This window comes from Streptomyces sp. NPDC004721, from assembly GCF_053601495.1.
Map to the genome: position 1 here is coordinate 161,075 of NZ_JBSGBZ010000015.1, position 18,868 is coordinate 179,942.

The following is an 18,868-nucleotide window of genomic DNA, read 5'->3' on the forward strand; positions in this document are numbered from 1 at the left end:
GTGTGTCAGCCGCCGGGCCGACTCGTTGCGGCCTGTGGACAAGGGACACGTGCCCAGCGGCGGCTCAGGCGCCGGCCGCGCCCGCCGGGTCGGGGAGGATCCCCGCGCACTGGGCGGCGGTGCGGGCCGCCCCGTTCGTGGACCGGGCGTGCATGGGCATCTCGGTCAGACCGGGGAAGTACACGTGCAGGCTGACCGCCGGCTCCAGCGTGTCGTTGACGACCTCGTGCGCGTACCCGGGTGCGAACACGCGCTGCGCGCCCGCGCCCAGCGCGCGCGTGCCCCGCGCGGTGCGCTCGGTCAGCTCGCCGTCCAGGACCGTGAGCACGCCGGAGGAGGGGCCGTGGTCGTGCGGTCCGCTGCCCTGTCCGGGCACCCAGGACAGCAGCCACACCTCGTAGCCCGGGCCGGTGCGCAGCCGGTGGTACCAGCGGGTCGTCGCGTCGTAGCGGACGAGGTGCGCCCACTGGGCGCGGTCGGCCGCGAGGGAGCGGGCCAGGCCGACGAACTCGGCCACGGTGGAGGGGTGTTCGCGGGGGGCCTGAAGCAGGTGCGGGACTTCGAGGATGTCGCCGGCGATCTGGAGGTCGCTGTCGCTGTTCATGAGGGTGGGGTGGTTCCTCGTGAAAGAAGGTCAGAGGGAACGGGGGCCCGGCCGAAAAGGTCCGGACGACGGCTGGAGCACGCGTGACGCGCGGGGGCTCAACAGCCGCAACAGCGACAGCTACAGCGAGCGTGGGCAGCACCGAGGGACCCGGCGGTGCGGGCCGTGGTGGGTGCCGAGTTCGCGAGCATGCCCTCTAGGCAAGCGGCTCACACCCCCACTGTCAACTTGACGACCGGAATGTGGGACATGTTTCACCTCATCCGGTTCATCTCCCAGATGAAAGGTTTGCTCGCGGGGCTACCGGGACACATGGCGCTCATGCCGGGCGCGCAAGCCCCGTTGCGATCCCGTGATCGGACCGTGATCCAGGTCGCTTCGGTGTGCGCGTCGGAACGAGATCGAAGTCCGAGGCGTCCTTCCCTGTGCGGGCTCCGTACGGGGCGCGAGGTCGTCGGAGCCTCGGCCGTGTGTCAAGGTTTATGCCGATTTGCACACTTTCCGCATGGCCTTGGTTCCGCAGAGTGAATAAGGGGCTCAATAGCAGATCTCGGCTTGACTCGCCCGGAGCAGCACACTTGTAATTTCACTCGTGTCGTTCAGCCGGACAGATAACGGCTGCATCACGGGGACGCGAAAGACAGACGAGGGGCGCACATGACCGAGCTGGTGCAGCAACTGCTGGTCGACGACGCGGACGAGGAACTCGGCTGGCAGGAGCGCGCGCTGTGCGCCCAGACCGACCCCGAGTCCTTCTTCCCCGAGAAGGGCGGCTCCACCCGCGAGGCCAAGAAGGTCTGCCTCGCGTGCGAGGTCCGCTCCGAGTGCCTCGAGTACGCCCTCGCCAACGACGAGCGCTTCGGCATCTGGGGCGGCCTGTCCGAGCGGGAGCGCCGCCGGTTGAAGAAGGCGGCCGTCTGACCGCCGTACCACCGCAGGCTCCGCTCACATCCCCCGGAAAACGTCACGAACGGCCCGTCGCAGGTGGGTTATCCACAGGCGGCGGGCCGCCCTGTTGGTCAGCCGATAGTGTGGTCGCTCGTCCAACACGCCCCCCTGCCCCCGCCGGGCACAGGCGTCCACCGAAGTCCACCGAACCGGGGCCCGTACATCGATGTCCGTGCACAGCCATACGGCAGCCCACTACGACGGCGCTGCCCCAGTGCCCGACCCCGCGCGCGCGACGGCGTCCGACCAGACCGGCACACCGGAGTACCCGCGCCACGTCGTCACCGCCGTGCTCGTCTCCCATGACGGCGCGCGCTGGCTGCCCGACGCGCTCGCCGGCCTGCTCGGCCAGGAGCGGCCCGTGCAGTACGCCGTGGCCGCCGACACCGGCAGTGCGGACGAGTCCGCCCAGGTGGTCACCGACGCCCTCGGCGCCGACCGCGTTCTGCACCTCGCCCGGCGCACCGGCTTCGGACAGGCCGTCGAGGAGGCCGTCCACAGCGCCCCGGTCCTCGCCCCGGACGACCTGCCGTACCTCAAGCGCCCCAGCAGCTGGGACCCCGTCACGCGCACGTGGCGCGACGACACCTACGACCTGCCCGAACTGCCCTACGGGGAGCCGGTGCAGTGGCTGTGGCTGCTGCACGACGACTGCGCCCCCGAGCCCGACGCCCTGGCCCAGCTGCTGCGCGTCGTGGAGAACGAGTACGAACTCGGCCGCGACGACGTGGCGGTGGTCGGCCCCAAGCTGCGCGGCTGGTACGACCGCAGGCAGCTCCTCGAAGTGGGCGTCAGCATCGCCAACTCCGGACGCCGTTGGACCGGCCTCGACCGGCGCGAGCAGGACCAGGGCCAGCACGACCACGTGCGGCCCGTGCTGTCGGTGTCCACCGCCGGAATGCTGATCCGGCGTGACATCTTCGAGGAGCTGGGCGGGTTCGACCGCCGGCTCCCCCTGATGCGCGACGACGTCGACCTGTGCTGGCGTGCCCTCTCCGCCGGCCACCGTGTCCTGGTCGCCCCCGAAGCCGTCGTACGGCACGCCGAGGCGGCCTCCCGCGAGCGCCGCACCGTCGACTGCGTCGGCCGCACCGCCGCCTCCCCGCACAAGGTCGACAAGGCCGGCGCCGTCTACACCCTGCTCGTCAACACCCGTACGGCAGCGCTGCCCTGGGTGCTGCTGCGCCTCGTCCTGGGCACCCTCCTGCGGACCGTCGCCTACCTCGTCGGCAAGGTGCCGGGACAGGCCGTCGACGAGATCCGAGGCCTGATGGGCGTCCTGCTGCGGCCCGAGCGGATCATCGCGGGCCGCAGCAGGCGCGGCAAGCCGCAGATCGACAAGGGTGAGCTGCGGGCGCTGCTCCCGCCGCCGGGCGCCACCATCCGCGCCACCGTGGAACAGGTCGCCGGCAACCTCGTGGGCGGCTCCGACGCCGAGGCGTCCTCGGCAGGCCGGCACGGCGGCGCGATCGAGTCCGGGCCCGGCGGCGACGACGCCGACTTCCTGGAGATCGAGCAGTTCGCCCGGCTCAAGCGCATCGCCCGCAAACCCGGCCCGGTGCTCTTCCTGGTGCTGCTGTTCGTCTCCCTGGCCGCCTGCCGCGGTCTGCTCGGCGGCGGCGCGCTCGCGGGCGGCGCCCTGCTGCCCGCGCCCGCCGACTCCTCCGAACTGTGGTCGCGCTACCTCGACTCCTGGCACCCGGTGGGCGCGGGCGGCACCCCGTCCGCGCCTCCGTACCTGGCGATGGTCGCGACGCTCGCCTCCCTGCTGCTCGGCTCGACCGGGCTCGCGGTCACCGCCCTGCTGGTCGGCTCGGTACCGCTGGCCGGATTCACCGCGTACTTCGCCTCCCGCCCGCTGGTCCCCTCCCGCCTGCTGCGCGCCTGGGCCGCCGTCGCCTACGCCTTCCTGCCCGCCACCACCGGCGCGCTGGCCGGCGGCCGCATCGGCACCGCCGTCCTGGCCGTGCTGCTGCCGCTGATCGCTCGCGCGGGAGTCGCGGCCGCCGGCCTGGCCAGGGCCCCCGGCACCCGCGGCAGTTGGCGCGCCACCTGGGCGTACGCCCTGCTGCTGACCGTCGCGACCGCGTTCACGCCGATCGTGTGGCCCATCGCGCTCCTGCTCGGCCTCGGCGTGCTGGTCGTGCGCCGCGGCGACATCGTGGCCCACGGACTGCGCTTCCTGGCCCAGTTGGGCACCCCGCTGCTGGTCCTCGCGCCCTGGTCGCTGTCGCTGCTGCCGTTCGGCTTCTTCCACGAGGCCGGCCTGGAGTACGGCTCCTCGGCCGCCTCCGCGCTCGACCTGCTCGGCGCCGGCCCGGGCGGACCCGGCACGGTGCACGGGCTGATGCTCATCGGCATCGTCCTGGCCGCGCTGGCCGCCCTGCTGCGCTCCGAGCGCCAGTCCGCGATCTGGACGGCCTGGGCGGTCGCCCTGGTGGCGCTCGTCTTCGCCGTGCTGTCCAACGGCTCCACCTGGGCCGGCCCGGCCACCCTCGTCTACGGCCTCGCCCTCCTCGCCGCCGCCGTGCTCGGCGCCGACGGGGCACGCGCGCGCGTGGCCGAGCAGAGCTTCGGCTGGCGCCAGCCGGTCGCCGCGCTGATCGCCTTCGCCTCGGCCGCCGGACCCCTGCTCGTCGCCGCCGGCTGGATGATCCGCGGCGCCGACGGCCCGGTGGAGCGGGGCGACCCCGTGCAGGTGCCCGCGTTCGTCGCCGAGGAGAGCGGCACCCGCGACCAGGCCCGCACCCTGGTCCTCGACAGCGACTCGCCCGCCCACGTCGGCTACATGCTCGTACGCGGCTCCGGCGCCCGCATGGGCGACGCCGAACTCGCCGCGGTGAACGGCGGGAACAAGCAGCTGGACAAGGTCGTCGCCAACCTGGTCGCCGGCTCCGGCGCCGACCAGGCCGGCCAGCTCGGCGGTTTCGCCGTCCGCTACGTCCTGGTCCACAAGGGCGCGCCCCGCGACGTCAGCCGCGTCCTGGACGCCACGCCCGGTCTGACCCGGCTCAGCCAGCAGGACGGCAGCGCCTTGTGGCGGGTGAACCAGGAGGTCTCGCGCGCCGCCATCGTGCCCGCCGCGGGCTCCGGCACCGCCCAGCCCGTCGCCGCCGGACCCGTCGAGATCCACACCACGATCCCGTCCGGGGCCGAGGGCCGCGTGCTGCGTCTGGCCGACTCCGCCGACGCGGGCTGGACGGCCACCCTGGACGGCAGGCCGCTCACCCGCACCACCGTCGACGACTGGGCCCAGGGCTTCCAGCTCCCCGCCTCCGGCGGCAAGCTGGACGTCACCTTCGAGGACCCGTTCCGCCACACGGCCTGGCTGTGGACCCAGGGCGCCCTCGCCGTCGTCCTCGTCGTGCTCGCTCTGCCCGGCCGGCGCCGCGACGTCGACGACGACCTGCCGGAGGAGGAGCTCGTTCCCGCCCAGGCCGTCGCCGGGGAGGGCCGCCGCGCCCGCAGGCTGCGGGCCCAGGCCGAGGCCGAGGCGGACGAGGCCGGTCAGGAGGGGTTCGGTCAGGAGGAGTCCGGACAGGGGGAGTACGGACAGCAGGAGTTCGCGGCGGAACCGGGCACCGTGCCGCCTCCCGCCCCGGACGAGGCACCCGCCGCCGCCGTCCCGCACCAGCAGTCCTACGACGAGTGGGACACCACCGCCTACGCGGGAGCCGCGACCGAGTACGGCGCCTACGGCGACGGCCAGTACCCGGGTGACGGCCAGTACCAGGACGCCCAGTCCCAGCAGTACCCGGCGGGCGGCTACGACCAGGCGTACCAGGCCGACCCGTACCAGGGCGGCCAGTACGACCCCTACGGCTACGGCGGCCAGACCCCGGCGGCGCCCTACGACCAGACGTACCAGCAGGGGTACGAGGAGCCGTACGACCCGGCCCAGCACCACCCGCACGGCAACGGCAATGAGCGCCCCGACGGGAGCCAGCAGTGAACCGCACGACCCTGTCCCTGATCGCCGGCGTGACCGCGCTCGCCGCCGTCACCGGATTCGCCGCGCTGGACACGCCGGACGCCGCGGGCGCCGGCCCCGCCACGGCGGCCGCGCAACTGCCCGTCGAGCGCACGACCCTGGTGTGCCCGACACCGAGCACCTCCGACATAGCCGACACCGCGTACACGTCCTTCACCCCCGTGACCGCGGGCACCAGCGGCACGGGCAAGGCCCAGCTCCTGCCCGCCACCGAGCAGTCGGACACGGGCGACGGGAAGGCCGCGGCCAAGGGCGGCTCCACGGGCAAGACCAAGGACGGCGGAAAGAACAAGACCGCCAAGTCCGTCCTGGAACCCAAGGAGCCCGGCACACCCGTCACCGGTGACACCTCGGGCGGGGACGCGCCCGCGCTGATCGGCACGGCCGAGGGCAAGTTCGCGCCCGGCTGGACGGTGCAGCAGACCACCGAGGTCGCCGCGGGCGCCGGCCGCGGGGTGCTGGGCGTGACCTGCACCGCGCCGGACACCCAGTTCTGGTTCCCCGGCGCGAGCACGGCCGCCGCCCGGTCCGACTACATCCACCTGACCAACCCGGACGACTCCCCGGCCGTCGTCGACATCGGGCTCTACGGCGCGGAGGGCGCCGTGAAGTCGCCCGCCGGCGAGGGCGTCACCGTTGCCCCGCACTCCAGCGAGCCGATCCTGCTGTCCACGCTCACCGACTCCGCGCAGCAGGACCTCACGGTGCACGTGAGCGTGCGCAGCGGCCGGGTCGGGGCGGCGGTGCAGGCCCTCGACAACAGCCTGGGCGGGGACTGGCTGGCGGCGTCCGCGGACCCGGCGGGCAGCCTGGTGCTCCCGGGCATCCCCAAGGACGCCACGGACGTACGGCTGGTCGCCTTCACGCCCGCCGACTCCGACGCCGACCTGAAGGTGCGTCTCGCCTCCCCGTCCGGGCTGATCACGCCCGCGGGGCACGAGACGGTCCACCTCAAGGGCGGCATGACGACCGCCATCGACCTCGGCGAGATCACGCGCGAGGAGGCGGGGTCGCTGGTGCTGACCCCGACCTCGCGGTCGGTGCCCGTGGTCGCGGCGCTGCGGGTCCTCAGGGGCAAGGGCGACCGGCAGGAGACGGCGTTCATCCCGGCGGCCGGCCCGTTCGTGACCCGGGCGACCTCGCCCGACAACAGCGCCAAGGGCTCGACGCTGTCGCTGACGGCCCCCACGGCCACCGCACAGGTCAAGGTCACCGCGTCGGCGGGCAGCGGGGGCGGCACGGCCGTCTCGAAGACCTACACGATCAAGGAAGGCACGACCCAGGACATCGCCCCGCCGGTGCCGTCCGGCCTGAAGGGGACGTACGCGCTCACGGTGGAACGGATCTCCGGCGGCCCGGTCTACGGGGCGCGCACCCTCACGGCGTCGCGGGAGGGCAACCCCGGCTTCACGATCCAGACGCTGCCGGACGACCGGGGGATGGTGGCGGTGCCGCACGCTGAGCAGGACCTGTCGGTGCTGCAGAAGTGAGCCTGCCGGCCCGGGGGCGCCCCGGCGACGGGCCGGGGCGGTCCTCGCCGTGCCGGGGCGGTCAGTCCTCGCCGTACCGGGGGTCGACCGTCTCCGGGGTCAGCCCCAGCAACTCGGCCACCTGCTCGACGACGATCTCGTGCACCAGGGCGGCCCGCTCGTCGCGGCCCTTGGTGCGGATCTCCACCGGCCGCCGGTAGACGACCACGCGGGCGCGTCGCCCCTCACGCGACGCGACCGTGCCCCCGAGCGGCACCGCCTCGTCGCTCCACGGCTGCCCCGGCCCGTCCAGCCGCGGCACCTCCACCACGAAGAAGTCCACATCGGCCAGTTGCGGCCAGCGCCGCTCCAGACGGTCCACGGAGTCCTGCACGAGATCCGCGAACGCCTCGGCGCGGCTCGCGGCGAGCGGCACCTGCGGCGGGGCGATCGGGCCGCGCATGCCCCGGCCGTGGCGATCACGTCGGCGGGGCCCGGGGCCGGCGGCACGGGGCGGTACACGGTTGTCCATCACTGGTGAAGGGTAGTCCCCGGCGTCCCCGCGTGCCCGGCTCCGCGCATCACCCCGGACCTCGAGCCGGACGCCGTCCCCGCCCCGCCACGGCCGGTCGCCCGGTGAGCATTTCAGCCAAGCTGGGGCTCGATTCCATATCTCTCCAGGACCGTCGATATCAAGGTAATTGACTGATTTTGTACCCGGTCGTGACCGGATCCGACTTGTTCGAGATCCCGACAGGGGGCGTTCATGCAGGTCAGCGAAGTGTGACAGAAGGTGTGTCTGGGACGATTCATGCCGCGACACGGTGGAGTGGCCTGGTGGAGAGTCGTCGCGGCCCGCTCAAGAGTGCGGTACCGTCCATCGTCGTGAGCCTTGTACGTCGCTGTTCGCGCACCGCTTGCGGCCGTCCCGCCGTAGCGACGCTGACGTACGTCTACGCCGACTCGACCGCTGTCCTCGGCCCGCTCGCCACCTACGCCGAACCCCACTGCTACGACCTGTGCGCCGAGCATTCCGAGCGCCTCACCGCGCCCCGCGGCTGGGAGGTCGTCCGGCTCCTCGACGGCTCGGCTCCCGCGCGGCCCAGCGGTGACGATCTGGAAGCGCTTGCCAACGCCGTGCGCGAGGCGGCCAGGCCCCAGGAGCGGGCGGCCGAGGCCGGTGGCGGCGCACGTACCGCGGACCCGATGGAGGTGGCCCGCCGCGGCCATCTGCGCGTGCTCCGCTCGCCCGACAACTGACACCGGGCAGCCGCGAAATCCTTCCGCCACTCGCGGCCCTCGCCTCCGCCGCCTTCTGTTCGTATGCCGACGGTAGTTTGTGGTGACCGATAGGACCTCAGAAGGGCTGGCCGTGGCTGCTGATCTGTCGCAGATCGTGAAGGCGTACGACGTACGCGGGGTGGTCCCGGACCAGTGGGACGAGCCGCTGGCCGAACTCTTCGGGGCGGCCTTCGCCCAGGTCACCGGCGCCGATGCCCTCGTGACCGGCCACGACATGAGGCCCTCCTCGCCCGGCCTGGCCCGGGCCTTCGCCCGCGGCGCGGCACGGTACGGCGCCGACGTCACCGGGATCGGCCTGTGCTCGACGGACCAGCTGTACTACGCCTCCGGCGCCCTGGACCTGCCCGGCGCGATGTTCACGGCCTCGCACAACCCGGCCAGGTACAACGGCATCAAGATGTGCCGCGCGGGCGCGGCCCCCGTCGGCCAGGACTCCGGGCTGGTGGAGATCCGCGAACTGGTCGAGCGATGGCTCGCCTCGGGCGCCCCCGAGCCGGCCGCCCGGCAGGGGACGATCAGCCGGCGCGACACGTTGCACGACTACGCGGCGTACCTGCGCTCCCTCGTCGACCTGGACTCCCTCCGCCCCTTGAAGGTCGTCGTCGACGCGGGCAACGGCATGGGCGGCCACACCGTCCCGACCGTCTTCGACGGCCTGCCGGTCGACCTCGTCCCGATGTACTTCGAACTGGACGGCACCTTCCCCAACCACGAGGCCAACCCCCTGGACCCGGCCAACCTCGTCGACATCCAGAAGCGGGTCCGCGCGGAGGGCGCCGACCTCGGCATCGCCTTCGACGGCGACGCCGACCGCTGCTTCGTGGTCGACGAGCGCGGCGAGCCGGTCTCCCCGTCCGCGATCACCGCGCTGGTCGCCGCCCGCGAGCTGGCGAAGAACGGCGGCAAGGGCGTGATCATCCACAACCTCATCACCTCCTGGTCGGTCCCGGAGGTCGTCGAGGAGAACGGCGGCACGCCCGCCCGCACCCGCGTGGGCCACTCCTTCATCAAGGCCGAGATGGCGAGGACCGGCGCGATCTTCGGCGGCGAGCACTCCGCGCACTACTACTTCAAGGACTTCTGGAACGCCGACACCGGCATGCTGGCCGCTCTGCACGTCCTCGCGGCCCTGGGCGGCCAGGACGGCCCCCTGTCGGCCCTCGTCGCCCAGTACGACCGCTATGCCGGTTCCGGCGAGATCAACTCCACGGTCGACGACCAGGCCGCCCGCCTCGCCGCCATCAGGTCGGCCTACGCCGGCCGCGAGGACGTCACCCTCGACGAACTCGACGGCCTCACCGTCACCGCCGCCGACTGGTGGTTCAACGTCCGCCCGTCCAACACCGAACCGCTGCTGCGGCTGAACGCCGAGGCCCGCGACGAGGCGACGATGGCCAAGGTGCGGGACGAGGCCCTGGCGATCATCCGGGGCTGAATGGCCGTCCACCCCCATCAGGGCGGCGCCCCGGCATGCGAGCCACGGCCCGACCCCGCTACGCCGCCCCCACCGGCGGTACCCTGACCAGGACGTCCGTACGACCGCACCGACGCACCCACGCCGCCCGCCCGAAGGGAAACCCCATGCCGCTCGAAGCCGGCCTTCTGGAGATCCTCGCCTGCCCGGCCTGCCACGCCCCTCTCAAGGAGCAGGACGCCGAGCTGGTCTGTACCGGGCAGGACTGCGGTCTGGCGTACCCCGTCCGCGACGGCATCCCTGTCCTGCTCGTCGACGAGGCCCGCCGCCCAGCGTGACGCAGACCCGTCCGGAAGAGGCCCACCGCCTCGCCCGGACGGGTTCCGCTGTCCGCATGAAGACGACCCGGCGCTCGGTGCCCGATCGGGAGGCTGCCGCCCATGCTCGACGAATCGCTGCTCGACGCCCCGGAGGGGCTCGCCCAGGCCGACCGCCGCGGACTGCTCCGCGGCGCGGCCGAGGCCGGTGCCCGCGTCCGGACCGCCGCCCGGAACGCCGTTGAGGCCGGCGTGGGCGGTCTCAGGCCCGATGGCCGCCCTCGCGCCGTCCTGATCGCCGGCCCCGGCGCCGCCGCCACCCACGCGGCCGACCTGCTCGGCACGCTCGCCGGCGCCGGCAGCCCCGTGACCCGGCTGGCACCCACGGGCGTGGCCTCCGCCGCCGGCGCCTTGCGCTGGGAGCTGCCCGGCTGGGCCGGCTCCGTCGACCTGCTGCTGATCGCCACCCCGGACGGCACCGAGCCGAGCCTGTCCCTGCTCGCCGAGCAGGCCTACCGGCGCGGCTGCACGGTCGTCGCCGTGGCCCCCGCGGGGACCCCGCTCGCCGAGGCCCTCGAGGGCGCCCGCGGCCTGTTCATCCCCATGGCCACGGCCCCCTACGACCACGGCGAACCCCTCGCCGGATCCGCCCCGGGCGTCCTGTGGGCGCTGCTCACGCCGTTGCTGGCACTCCTGGACCGCGTGGGCCTGCTCACCGCCCCACCCGACTCCCTGGAAAAAGTCGCCAACCGGCTGGACCACATCGCCGAGCGCTGCGGACCCGCCATCGTCACCTACAGCAACCCGGCCAAGACCCTCGCCGCCGAACTCGCCGACGCGCTGCCGGTCATCTGGACCGAGGGCGCCTCCGCGGGCCCCGCGGGACGCCGGTTCGCCGCCGGGCTCGCCGAACTGTCCGGCATCCCCGCGATCGTCGCCGAACTGCCCGAAGCCCTCGCCGCGCACACCGCGCTGCTCGCCGGTCCGCTGGCCGCCAGCGCCGACCCGGACGACTTCTTCCGCGACCGCGTCGAGGAGCGGCCCGCCCTGCACGCGCGCGTGGTGCTGCTGCGCGACCGCCCGCTCGGAGGCCTGACCGCAGCCCCGGCCGCCCGGGACCTGGCCCTCAGCCACGACACGCCGATCAGCGAGCTGGAGCCGGACCCCGGCGACGAGATCGAGACCCTCGCGGAACTGATCGCCGTCACGGATTTCACCGCCGTTTACCTGGCGCTCGCCTCCCGCACCTGATCTGTCCTTGAGCGCAGACGAGAACAGCTGAGAACGCCGAGAACAGCCCAGAACCGCAGAGAGATCCGCAGAGAGAAGCGCATGGACCGCCTCGACAACACGATCCGCCCCTACGCCTGGGGTTCCACCACCGCCATCCCGCACCTGCTGGGTGTCGAACCGAGCGGCGAACCCCAGGCGGAGCTGTGGATGGGGGCCCATCCGGGCGCACCCTCGCGCACCGCACGCGGCACCCTCGCCGGGGTCATCGAGGCCGGCCCGGAGGAGGAACTGGGCGCCAGGGCGGTCGTGAAGTTCGGCCCGCACCTGCCCTTCCTGCTCAAGATCCTCGCCGCCGGCGCCCCGCTCTCCCTCCAGGTCCACCCCGACCTGGCACAGGCCAAGGAGGGATACGCCGACGAGGAGCGCCGGGGCGTCCCCGCCGACGCCCCGCACCGCAACTACAAGGACGCCAACCACAAGCCGGAACTGGTCTGCGCGCTCACCGAGTTCGACGGCCTGTGTGGTTTCCGCGCGCCGAGCCGGGCCGCGGAACTGCTGGACGCCCTCGGTGTCGACTCCCTCAAGCCGTACGTCGACGTGCTGCGCGCCCGCCCCGAGGAAGCCGCCCTGCGCGAGGTTCTCACCGCCCTCCTCACCGCCGACCGCGAGGAGATGGCCGCGACGGTCGCCGAGGCCGCGGCCGCCTGCGCCCGCCTCGGCGGCGACCACGCCCCCTACGCCGGCATCGCCCGCCACTACCCGGGCGACCCGGGCGTGCTGGCCGCGATGCTCCTCAACCACTTCCGCCTCAAGCCGGGTGAGGCGGTCTTCCTCGGCGCCGGCATCCCGCACGCCTACCTCAACGGCCTGGGCGTGGAGATCATGGCCAACTCCGACAACGTCCTGCGCTGCGGCCTGACCCCCAAGCACGTCGACGTCCCCGAACTCCTGCGCATCGTCCGCTTCGAGGCCCGCGACCCCGGCATCCTGTGCCCGGAGGCCGGTCCGGACGGCGAGGAGGTCTACGACACCCCCGTCGACGAGTTCCGCCTGTCCCGCTACGTCCTGCCCGACGGCACCGACGCCGTCCGCGACCTCACCCTCGACACCCCGCAGATCCTGCTCTGCACGGCCGGCTCCGTCCGGGCCGGTGAACAGGAACTCGCCCCGGGGCAGTCCGTGTTCGTCCCGGCCGGCGAAAAGACCGAAGTGTCCGGCACCGGCACCCTGTTCCGGGCCACCGTCGTCGTCTGACCGCGCGGGTGGCGGACCAACGGGCCGCCACCCGGGTAACCGTCGCCGAACCGGGCTGCGACAATGACCCACCGGCCGAGGACGGGCCAAGGCCGCAAGCGAGTACGACGGCGAAGGGACAACGCGAACAGATGAGCGCGTCAGGCGGCACCAGGGCGATCATGGCGGCACTCGGCGCCAACCTCGCCATCGCGGTAGCCAAGTTCGTGGCATTCGCCTTCAGCGGCTCCTCGTCGATGCTCGCCGAGGGCGTGCACTCCCTCGCCGACTCCGGCAACCAGTTCCTGCTGCTGATCGGTGGCAAGCGGGCCCAGCGCGAGGCGACGCCGCAGCACCCCTTCGGCTACGGCCGCGAACGGTACGTCTACGCCTTCCTCGTCTCCATCGTCCTGTTCTCCATCGGTGGCATGTTCGCCATCTACGAGGGCATCGAGAAGATCCGCAACCCGCACGAACTGGAGCACTGGTACTGGCCGGTGGGCGTCCTCGTCTTCGCGATCGTCGCCGAGGGCTTCTCCTTCCGCACGGCCGTCAAGGAGGCCGACCAACTGCGCGGCAAGCTCTCCTGGCCGCAGTTCATCCGCCGCGCCAAGGCCCCCGAACTGCCGGTCGTGCTCCTGGAGGACTTCGGCGCGCTGATCGGTCTCGTCCTCGCCCTCGGCGGCGTGGGCCTCGCCCTGCTCACCGGCGACGGGATCTGGGACGGCATCGGCACGGTCTGCATCGGCGCCCTGCTCGTGCTGATCGCCCTCGTCCTGGCCGCCGAGACCAAGTCCCTGCTGCTCGGCGAGGCCGCCGGCACCGACGTGGTCCGGCAGATCGAGACCGCCATGGTCGACGGCGACACCGTCACCGGCGTCATCCACATGCGCACGCTCCACCTCGGTCCCGAGGAACTGCTCATCGCCGCCAAGATCGGCGTGCAGCACGACGACACGGCCGCCGAGATCGCCGCCGCCATCAACGCCGCCGAGGCTCGCATCCGCGCCGCCGTCCCCATCGCCCGCGTCATCTACCTGGAACCGGACATCTACAGCGAGGCCGAGGCGGCCAAGGGCCCGGACCGCGAGGCCACCCCCGGCGGACCTGCCCCGCACCCCACCGGCCACTGACCCGGGGCCGGCCCCGGCGACGATCACGAGGCCCCGCGAACGGCCCGGTGTGTCCGGACACGGACTGTGGGCCGCCGCGCTTCGCGGTGTAGCTTGGGACGGAGCCAGACGTCGCTGCTGATGGCGGTCGGGCGGCCCGAGAAGGGGCCGGCCGAGGGAGAGAGGGCCTCCGACGGACTGCGCTGCGCGCTCGCGGGCATGCCTGTGTCCTCTTCGGGCACCCCTGTGTCCGCCGCCGCGCAGGTCAGCCGTACCCACCTCGCCCCAACCCCGAGGAGCAGCACCCCATGACGACTGTCGAGAACCGACAGGACTTCAAGGTCGCCGACCTGTCCCTGGCCGAGTTCGGCCGCAAGGAGATCTCCCTCGCCGAGCACGAGATGCCGGGCCTGATGGCGATCCGTGCGGAGTACGCCGAGCAGCAGCCGCTCAAGGGCGCCCGTATTACCGGCTCCCTGCACATGACCGTGCAGACCGCCGTCCTGATCGAGACCCTGACGGCCCTCGGCGCGCAGGTCCGCTGGGCGTCCTGCAACATCTTCTCCACGCAGGACCACGCGGCCGCCGCCATCGCCGTCGGCCCCAACGGCACCCCCGACGACCCGCAGGGCATTCCGGTCTTCGCCTGGAAGGGCGAGACCCTCCAGGAGTACTGGTGGTGCACCGAGCAGGCGCTGACCTGGCCGGACAGCCCCACCGGCGGCCCGAACATGATCCTGGACGACGGCGGCGACGCCACCCTGCTGGTCCACAACGGCGTCGAGTACGAGAAGGACGGCAAGGTCCCCTCGCCCGACACGGCCGAGTCCGACGAGCACCGTGTCATCCTCGAGCTGCTGACCCGCACCCTGGGCGAGAACCCGCAGAAGTGGACCCAGCTGGCCTCCGAGATCCGGGGCGTCACCGAGGAGACCACCACCGGCGTGCACCGCCTGTACGAGATGCAGCGCGAGGGCACCCTCCTGTTCCCGGCGATCAACGTCAACGACTCGGTCACCAAGTCGAAGTTCGACAACAAGTACGGCTGCCGGCACTCCCTGGTCGACGGCATCAACCGCGCCACCGACGTCCTGATCGGCGGCAAGACCGCGGTCGTGTGCGGCTACGGCGACGTGGGCAAGGGCTGCGCGGAGTCCCTGCGCGGCCAGGGCGCCCGCGTGATCATCACCGAGATCGACCCGATCTGCGCCCTCCAGGCGGCGATGGACGGCTACCAGGTCACCACGCTGGACGACGTCGTCGAGACGGCCGACATCTTCGTCACCACCACCGGCAACAAGGACATCATCCTTGCCTCCGACATGGCGAAGATGAAGCACCAGGCGATCGTCGGCAACATCGGCCACTTCGACAACGAGATCGACATGGCCGGCCTCGCCAAGGTCCCCGGCATCGTCAAGGACGAGGTCAAGCCGCAGGTCCACACCTGGACCTTCCCGGACGGCAAGAAGATCATCGTGCTGTCCGAGGGCCGCCTGCTGAACCTGGGCAACGCCACCGGTCACCCGTCGTTCGTGATGTCCAACTCCTTCGCGGACCAGACCCTGGCCCAGATCGAGCTGTTCACCAAGCCCGACGAGTACCCGACCGGCGTCTACGTGCTGCCCAAGCACCTCGACGAGAAGGTCGCCCGCCTCCACCTGGACGCCCTCGGCGTCAAGCTCACCACGCTGCGCCCCGAGCAGGCCGCGTACATCGGCGTGGAGGTCGACGGCCCGTTCAAGTCGGACCACTACCGCTACTGACCGCCACCGAGCCGCACCCCGCGTCTCAGCCAGGTCCTTCGAGGCAGGCCCCCGCACCCCCGTGTCGGGGGCCTGCCCCTTTCGACCGGACCGGCGGCCGTCACGCCCCGCCTGCCCGAAGCGCCGAGGCGGCCGGACCACCCCGTCACACCCCAGGACCCCCATGCCCCGCGGCCGATATTCGCTTCACGATCCGCACGATCACACCCCCCTCGCGGAAGAGCACTTCCACTGCGCCCCCGGCCCCTCCGGCTGGCGCTACGTATCCCAGCTGACCACCCCCTCGGGCGCTCATCACGGCTCCGTCGACCTGGCCCTCGACGACCTCGGCCGCCCCATCCGCCTCGAACTCCACGCGGGAGGCTGGCAGGTGCGCGGTGCCGCCCTCGACGGCGTCACCTGGGTCCGTACCGATCCCACCGGCATCCATGCCACCGAAGGCACTGTGCGCGCCCATGCCTTCACCGGCACATCCCCCGCGTTCCTCATCGCCACCGCCCGTCTCCTGCGCCTCACCCCCTCCGCCTCCGCGACCCGCGTCCGCCTCGTGGCCTTCACGGATCCGGTCCTCGCCCCCCGCACCGTGGACCAGTCCTGGGCTCTGGTGGAAAGAGAAGCACACACCACTGACAACGGCCCGCTGACCGTGGACGAATACCAGGTCACAGCCCTGGACACGGGCGAACAGCACACCGTGCACATCGCCGGGGACGTGGTTCTGGCGGCCCCCGGCATCGAGCTGGAGGACCTTCAGTCACCCCCGTCGGTCTTCGACTCCTGAGCCTGCGGGGCGGAGAAGACCGGGGGAGGGTGAAGGAGGGGGGAGGGTGAAGGAGATGGATGGACCCGGACCGGCCGACGCGTCAGGCCGGCGGCACGAACCCGGTGCCGGGACGCTCGGTCCGCGAAGTGTCCTCGGAGGGCGCGTGCTGCTGCGGGACATCTGTGGACGGGGCAACCCAGGAAGCGGTGTCCTGAGGCACGGCAGGTGAAGCCTCCGCGGCGGATATGGGAGTCCCCGACTGCTTGCCGGCGCCGTACGCCGGCGGCTGCGGCACGCCGTAGGCCGGCGATTGCGGCGCCGGGAAGCCGGGAGCACCGGGCGCCGCGCCGGCCCCGGCGACCGGGACGCCGGCCTCTCCGGTGGACGAACCGGCCGCGGAGCCGCCGCCGAGCGCACGCCGGGCCTCACGCGCCTGCCGCTCCTGCAACACGGCCGCCAGATACATGGCCGGCGGAACCTCGCGCGGCGCCGGAGTCCCGGTGCGGGCGGCGAGATCGGCGGCGAGCCGTTCGGCCATGCTCCAGCCGACCTGCGGATCCAGATACTGCATCCGCGTCAGGTACTGCCGGACCGCCAGCCACAGCCCGTCGGGAACCGCCGACAGATCGAGCGCCGAGAAACGTCCCGCCAGCCAGGGCGGCGGTGGAGGTACCGCGGTCGCCTGCCCGGCCGGCACTCGCTCCCGCACGACCAGGGTGCCCGCGAACACGTCACCCAGCCGACGCCCCCGCGCCGACAGCAGTGAGGCGATACAGGCGACGACCCCGAACGTCAGCAGAATCTCGACCACACCGATCGCCCCACGCACGAGCGCGTGCCGGAACCGGATCGGCCCGCCGTCGTCCCGGACCACCCGCAGTCCGCATGCCATCTTCCCGAGCGACCGCCCGTGGCTGAGCGTCTCCACGGCTATCGGCCCGCCCACCAGCACGAGCAGGAATGCCGCGATCGACACCGCGACCCGCGCGGCCTCGTCCAGGGAAGCCGTGGACGCCAGGAGAGCCAAGGACACGACGATGTAGACCATCGCCGTCACGACGAGGTCGAGCAGCACCGCCAGTGCCCTGCTGGGCAGCCTCGCCGGGCGCACCTCCAGCGCCACGGCCTCACCCGTCACCAGCTCACTCACGCCCATCGTCCTTCCCCTGGCCTGCCCCGAGAACGGTCAGTCTGCCAAGCTGAGGGCGACCGCGCCGCAGTAGGACAAGTTGACACAGCCGACGAGTTGTCGAACAACCAGCCGAGGAGCAGGCAGACACGATGGACCTGGACGTCTTCGTCTCCGCCCACCGAGCGGAATGGGACCGCCTCGACACCCTGCTCCGCCGCCGACGCCGACTCACCGGCACGGAGGCCGACGAGCTCGTCGCCCTCTACCAGCGCACCGCCACCCACCTCTCCCTGATCCAGTCCAGCGCCCCCGACCCGCAACTGACGGGCCGGCTCAGCCAGCTCGTGGCAGCCGCGCGCAGTGCCGTGACCGGGACCCGCCGCGCCTCGTGGCGGGACGTCACCCACTTCCTGCTGGAGGGCTTCCCCGCGGCGGTCTACCGGGCCCGCCACTGGTGGGTTCCCACCGCGCTCCTGTCCACCGTCGTCGCGGCGCTCCTGGGATGGTGGATCGGCACCCACCCCGAGGTACGGGCCGCGATCGCGGCCCCGAATGAGCTACGGCAGCTCACCCGCCCCGGCGGCGAGTACGAGACCTATTACTCCAGCCACCCCGCGGCCGCCTTCGCCGCCCAGGTCTGGACGAACAACGCCCAGGCCGCCGCGATGTGCCTGGTCCTGGGCGTCTTCCTGGGGCTACCGGTCCTGTGGGTCCTCTTCCAGAACATGCTCAACCTCGGTGTGGGCATCGGCCTGATGTCCTCGGCCGGCCGGCTCGACACCTTCCTCGGCCTTGTCCTCCCGCACGGTCTGCTCGAACTGACGGCGGTCTTCGTCGCCGCCGGTACCGGGCTGCGCCTCGGCTGGACGGTCATCGATCCCGGCCCCCGCTCCCGCCGCACCGCTCTCGCCGAAGAAGGCCGAGCTGCGCTCGGCATGGCGATCGGTCTGGCTCTCGTCCTCTTCGTCTCCGGAGCCATCGAAGGCTTCGTCACGCCGTCGGGCCTGCCCACCTGGGCCCGCATAGGCATCGGGATCGTCGCGGAGCTGGCCTTCCTGGCCTACGTCTACGTCCTCGGCGGTCGAGCGGCACGGACCGGAGGTACGGGGGACGTTGCGCCGACCGAGCGAAGCGCGACCGTGCCGACGGCCGCCTGATGTTCGTTTGGGCCCGCCCAGCTGCTACTCTCCTCTTCGCCGCACCGGAACCGTTGACACGGGTCAGGTGGGGAGGTAGATTCAAACAGTTGCCCGGAGATGGACACGGTCCACGAGGGTGACAGTGAGCATCTATCAGCTTCCGCTCATGTCGACGAGATCGATCATGAAGAAGCCTCTCCCGATAAATCGGAAACGAGGGCCGGTCAGACCGGCTCAAAAGTTCTGATAAAGTCGGAACCGCCGGAAAGGGAAACGCGAGAGCGAAAACCTGGAAAGCACCGAGGAAATCGGATCGGAAAAAGATCTGATAGAGTCGGAAACACCGAAGGGAAGCGCCCGGAGGAAAGCCCGAGAGGGTGAGTACGAAGGAAGCGTCCGTTCCTTGAGAACTCAACAGCGTGCCAAAAGTCAACGCCAGATATGT

At 72.2% G+C, this 18,868-nt stretch carries 15 protein-coding genes; 12 read left to right on the top strand and 3 right to left on the bottom strand.

The features are described 5' to 3' along the window. Positions 1-64: 64 nt before the first annotated feature. Positions 65-604, bottom strand: a complete 540-nt coding sequence (locus tag ACWEK3_RS16620; protein ID WP_450545186.1) for a cysteine dioxygenase — start codon at positions 602-604, stop codon at positions 65-67. A gap of 657 nt (positions 605-1,261) precedes the next feature. Between ACWEK3_RS16620 and ACWEK3_RS16625 the strand changes: the two genes are divergently transcribed. The 3 genes from ACWEK3_RS16625 to ACWEK3_RS16635 all read left to right on the top strand — a co-directional run bounded on the left by ACWEK3_RS16625 (position 1,262) and on the right by ACWEK3_RS16635 (position 7,033). After that, complete coding sequence (locus tag ACWEK3_RS16625; RefSeq protein WP_003975777.1) at positions 1,262-1,525, top strand: WhiB family transcriptional regulator; 264 nt, start codon at positions 1,262-1,264, stop codon at positions 1,523-1,525. Positions 1,526-1,718: 193 nt separating this feature from the next. Beyond that, a complete protein-coding gene (locus tag ACWEK3_RS16630; RefSeq protein ID WP_453249957.1) occupies positions 1,719-5,504 on the top strand; it encodes a glycosyltransferase in 3,786 nt (1,261 codons plus the stop codon). After that, positions 5,501-7,033 carry a DUF5719 family protein gene (locus ACWEK3_RS16635; protein WP_453249958.1) on the top strand — a complete coding sequence of 511 codons (1,533 nt, stop codon included), beginning with the start codon at positions 5,501-5,503 and terminating at the stop codon, positions 7,031-7,033. Before ACWEK3_RS16630 ends, ACWEK3_RS16635 begins: the two co-directional genes overlap by 4 nt. A 61-nt stretch (positions 7,034-7,094) precedes the next feature. Here ACWEK3_RS16635 and ACWEK3_RS16640 read toward each other — a convergent pair whose 3' ends face one another. Next, positions 7,095-7,544: a metallopeptidase family protein gene (locus ACWEK3_RS16640; RefSeq protein ID WP_361412064.1), complete on the bottom strand. Its 450-nt coding sequence runs from the start codon at positions 7,542-7,544 to the stop codon at positions 7,095-7,097. 305 nt (positions 7,545-7,849) lie between these two features. Between ACWEK3_RS16640 and ACWEK3_RS16645 the strand changes: the two genes are divergently transcribed. The 8 genes from ACWEK3_RS16645 (at position 7,850) to ACWEK3_RS16680 (ending at position 16,170) form a co-directional block, all read left to right on the top strand. Then, complete coding sequence (locus tag ACWEK3_RS16645) at positions 7,850-8,272, top strand: DUF3499 domain-containing protein (RefSeq protein WP_141360459.1); 423 nt, start codon at positions 7,850-7,852, stop codon at positions 8,270-8,272. 112 nt (positions 8,273-8,384) lie between these two features. After that, entirely contained in the window at positions 8,385-9,749 is a 1,365-nt protein-coding gene (locus ACWEK3_RS16650; RefSeq protein WP_450545180.1) for a phosphomannomutase/phosphoglucomutase, read from the top strand. Positions 9,750-9,895: 146 nt separating this feature from the next. Further along, complete coding sequence (locus tag ACWEK3_RS16655) at positions 9,896-10,066, top strand: Trm112 family protein (RefSeq protein WP_225074871.1); 171 nt, start codon at positions 9,896-9,898, stop codon at positions 10,064-10,066. A gap of 102 nt (positions 10,067-10,168) precedes the next feature. Then, on the top strand, positions 10,169-11,296 hold the full coding sequence (locus tag ACWEK3_RS16660) for an SIS domain-containing protein (protein ID WP_450545178.1): 1,128 nt from the start codon (positions 10,169-10,171) through the stop codon (positions 11,294-11,296). A gap of 81 nt (positions 11,297-11,377) precedes the next feature. Then, positions 11,378-12,532 carry a mannose-6-phosphate isomerase, class I gene (manA, locus tag ACWEK3_RS16665; protein WP_453249959.1) on the top strand — a complete coding sequence of 385 codons (1,155 nt, stop codon included), beginning with the start codon at positions 11,378-11,380 and terminating at the stop codon, positions 12,530-12,532. Positions 12,533-12,663: 131 nt separating this feature from the next. Then, positions 12,664-13,644: a cation diffusion facilitator family transporter gene (locus ACWEK3_RS16670; RefSeq protein ID WP_384427509.1), complete on the top strand. Its 981-nt coding sequence runs from the start codon at positions 12,664-12,666 to the stop codon at positions 13,642-13,644. A gap of 287 nt (positions 13,645-13,931) precedes the next feature. After that, positions 13,932-15,389: an adenosylhomocysteinase gene (gene ahcY / locus ACWEK3_RS16675; RefSeq protein ID WP_450545173.1), complete on the top strand. Its 1,458-nt coding sequence runs from the start codon at positions 13,932-13,934 to the stop codon at positions 15,387-15,389. Positions 15,390-15,552: 163 nt separating this feature from the next. Then, a complete protein-coding gene (locus ACWEK3_RS16680) occupies positions 15,553-16,170 on the top strand; it encodes a hypothetical protein (RefSeq protein ID WP_450545171.1) in 618 nt (205 codons plus the stop codon). An 82-nt stretch (positions 16,171-16,252) separates the two neighbouring features. On the opposite strand, the gene ACWEK3_RS16685 is transcribed toward ACWEK3_RS16680, so the two are convergent. Beyond that, positions 16,253-17,302 (bottom strand): RDD family protein, encoded by a 1,050-nt coding sequence (locus tag ACWEK3_RS16685; RefSeq protein ID WP_450545169.1) that lies wholly within the window; start codon positions 17,300-17,302, stop codon positions 16,253-16,255. A gap of 131 nt (positions 17,303-17,433) precedes the next feature. On the opposite strand from ACWEK3_RS16685, the gene ACWEK3_RS16690 reads away from it, so the two are divergent. After that, positions 17,434-18,441 (top strand): stage II sporulation protein M, encoded by a 1,008-nt coding sequence (locus tag ACWEK3_RS16690; RefSeq protein WP_450545167.1) that lies wholly within the window; start codon positions 17,434-17,436, stop codon positions 18,439-18,441. The last annotated feature ends 427 nt before the right edge of the window (positions 18,442-18,868 follow it).

Excerpts from the sequence above, each read along its gene's own strand:
- ACWEK3_RS16625 (WP_003975777.1), top strand. The coding sequence starts at position 1,262 with ATGACCGAGCTGGTGCAGCAACTGCTGGTCGACGACGCGGACGAGGAA.
- ahcY (WP_450545173.1), top strand. The coding sequence starts at position 13,932 with ATGACGACTGTCGAGAACCGACAGGACTTCAAGGTCGCCGACCTGTCC.
- ACWEK3_RS16640 (WP_361412064.1), bottom strand. The coding sequence starts at position 7,544 with ATGGACAACCGTGTACCGCCCCGTGCCGCCGGCCCCGGGCCCCGCCGA.
- ACWEK3_RS16680 (WP_450545171.1), top strand. The coding sequence starts at position 15,553 with ATGCCCCGCGGCCGATATTCGCTTCACGATCCGCACGATCACACCCCC.
- manA (WP_453249959.1), top strand. The coding sequence starts at position 11,378 with ATGGACCGCCTCGACAACACGATCCGCCCCTACGCCTGGGGTTCCACC.
- ACWEK3_RS16630 (WP_453249957.1), top strand. The coding sequence starts at position 1,719 with ATGTCCGTGCACAGCCATACGGCAGCCCACTACGACGGCGCTGCCCCA.
- ACWEK3_RS16620 (WP_450545186.1), bottom strand. The coding sequence starts at position 604 with ATGAACAGCGACAGCGACCTCCAGATCGCCGGCGACATCCTCGAAGTC.
- ACWEK3_RS16690 (WP_450545167.1), top strand. The coding sequence starts at position 17,434 with ATGGACCTGGACGTCTTCGTCTCCGCCCACCGAGCGGAATGGGACCGC.
- ACWEK3_RS16655 (WP_225074871.1), top strand. The coding sequence starts at position 9,896 with ATGCCGCTCGAAGCCGGCCTTCTGGAGATCCTCGCCTGCCCGGCCTGC.
- ACWEK3_RS16660 (WP_450545178.1), top strand. The coding sequence starts at position 10,169 with ATGCTCGACGAATCGCTGCTCGACGCCCCGGAGGGGCTCGCCCAGGCC.
- ACWEK3_RS16670 (WP_384427509.1), top strand. The coding sequence starts at position 12,664 with ATGAGCGCGTCAGGCGGCACCAGGGCGATCATGGCGGCACTCGGCGCC.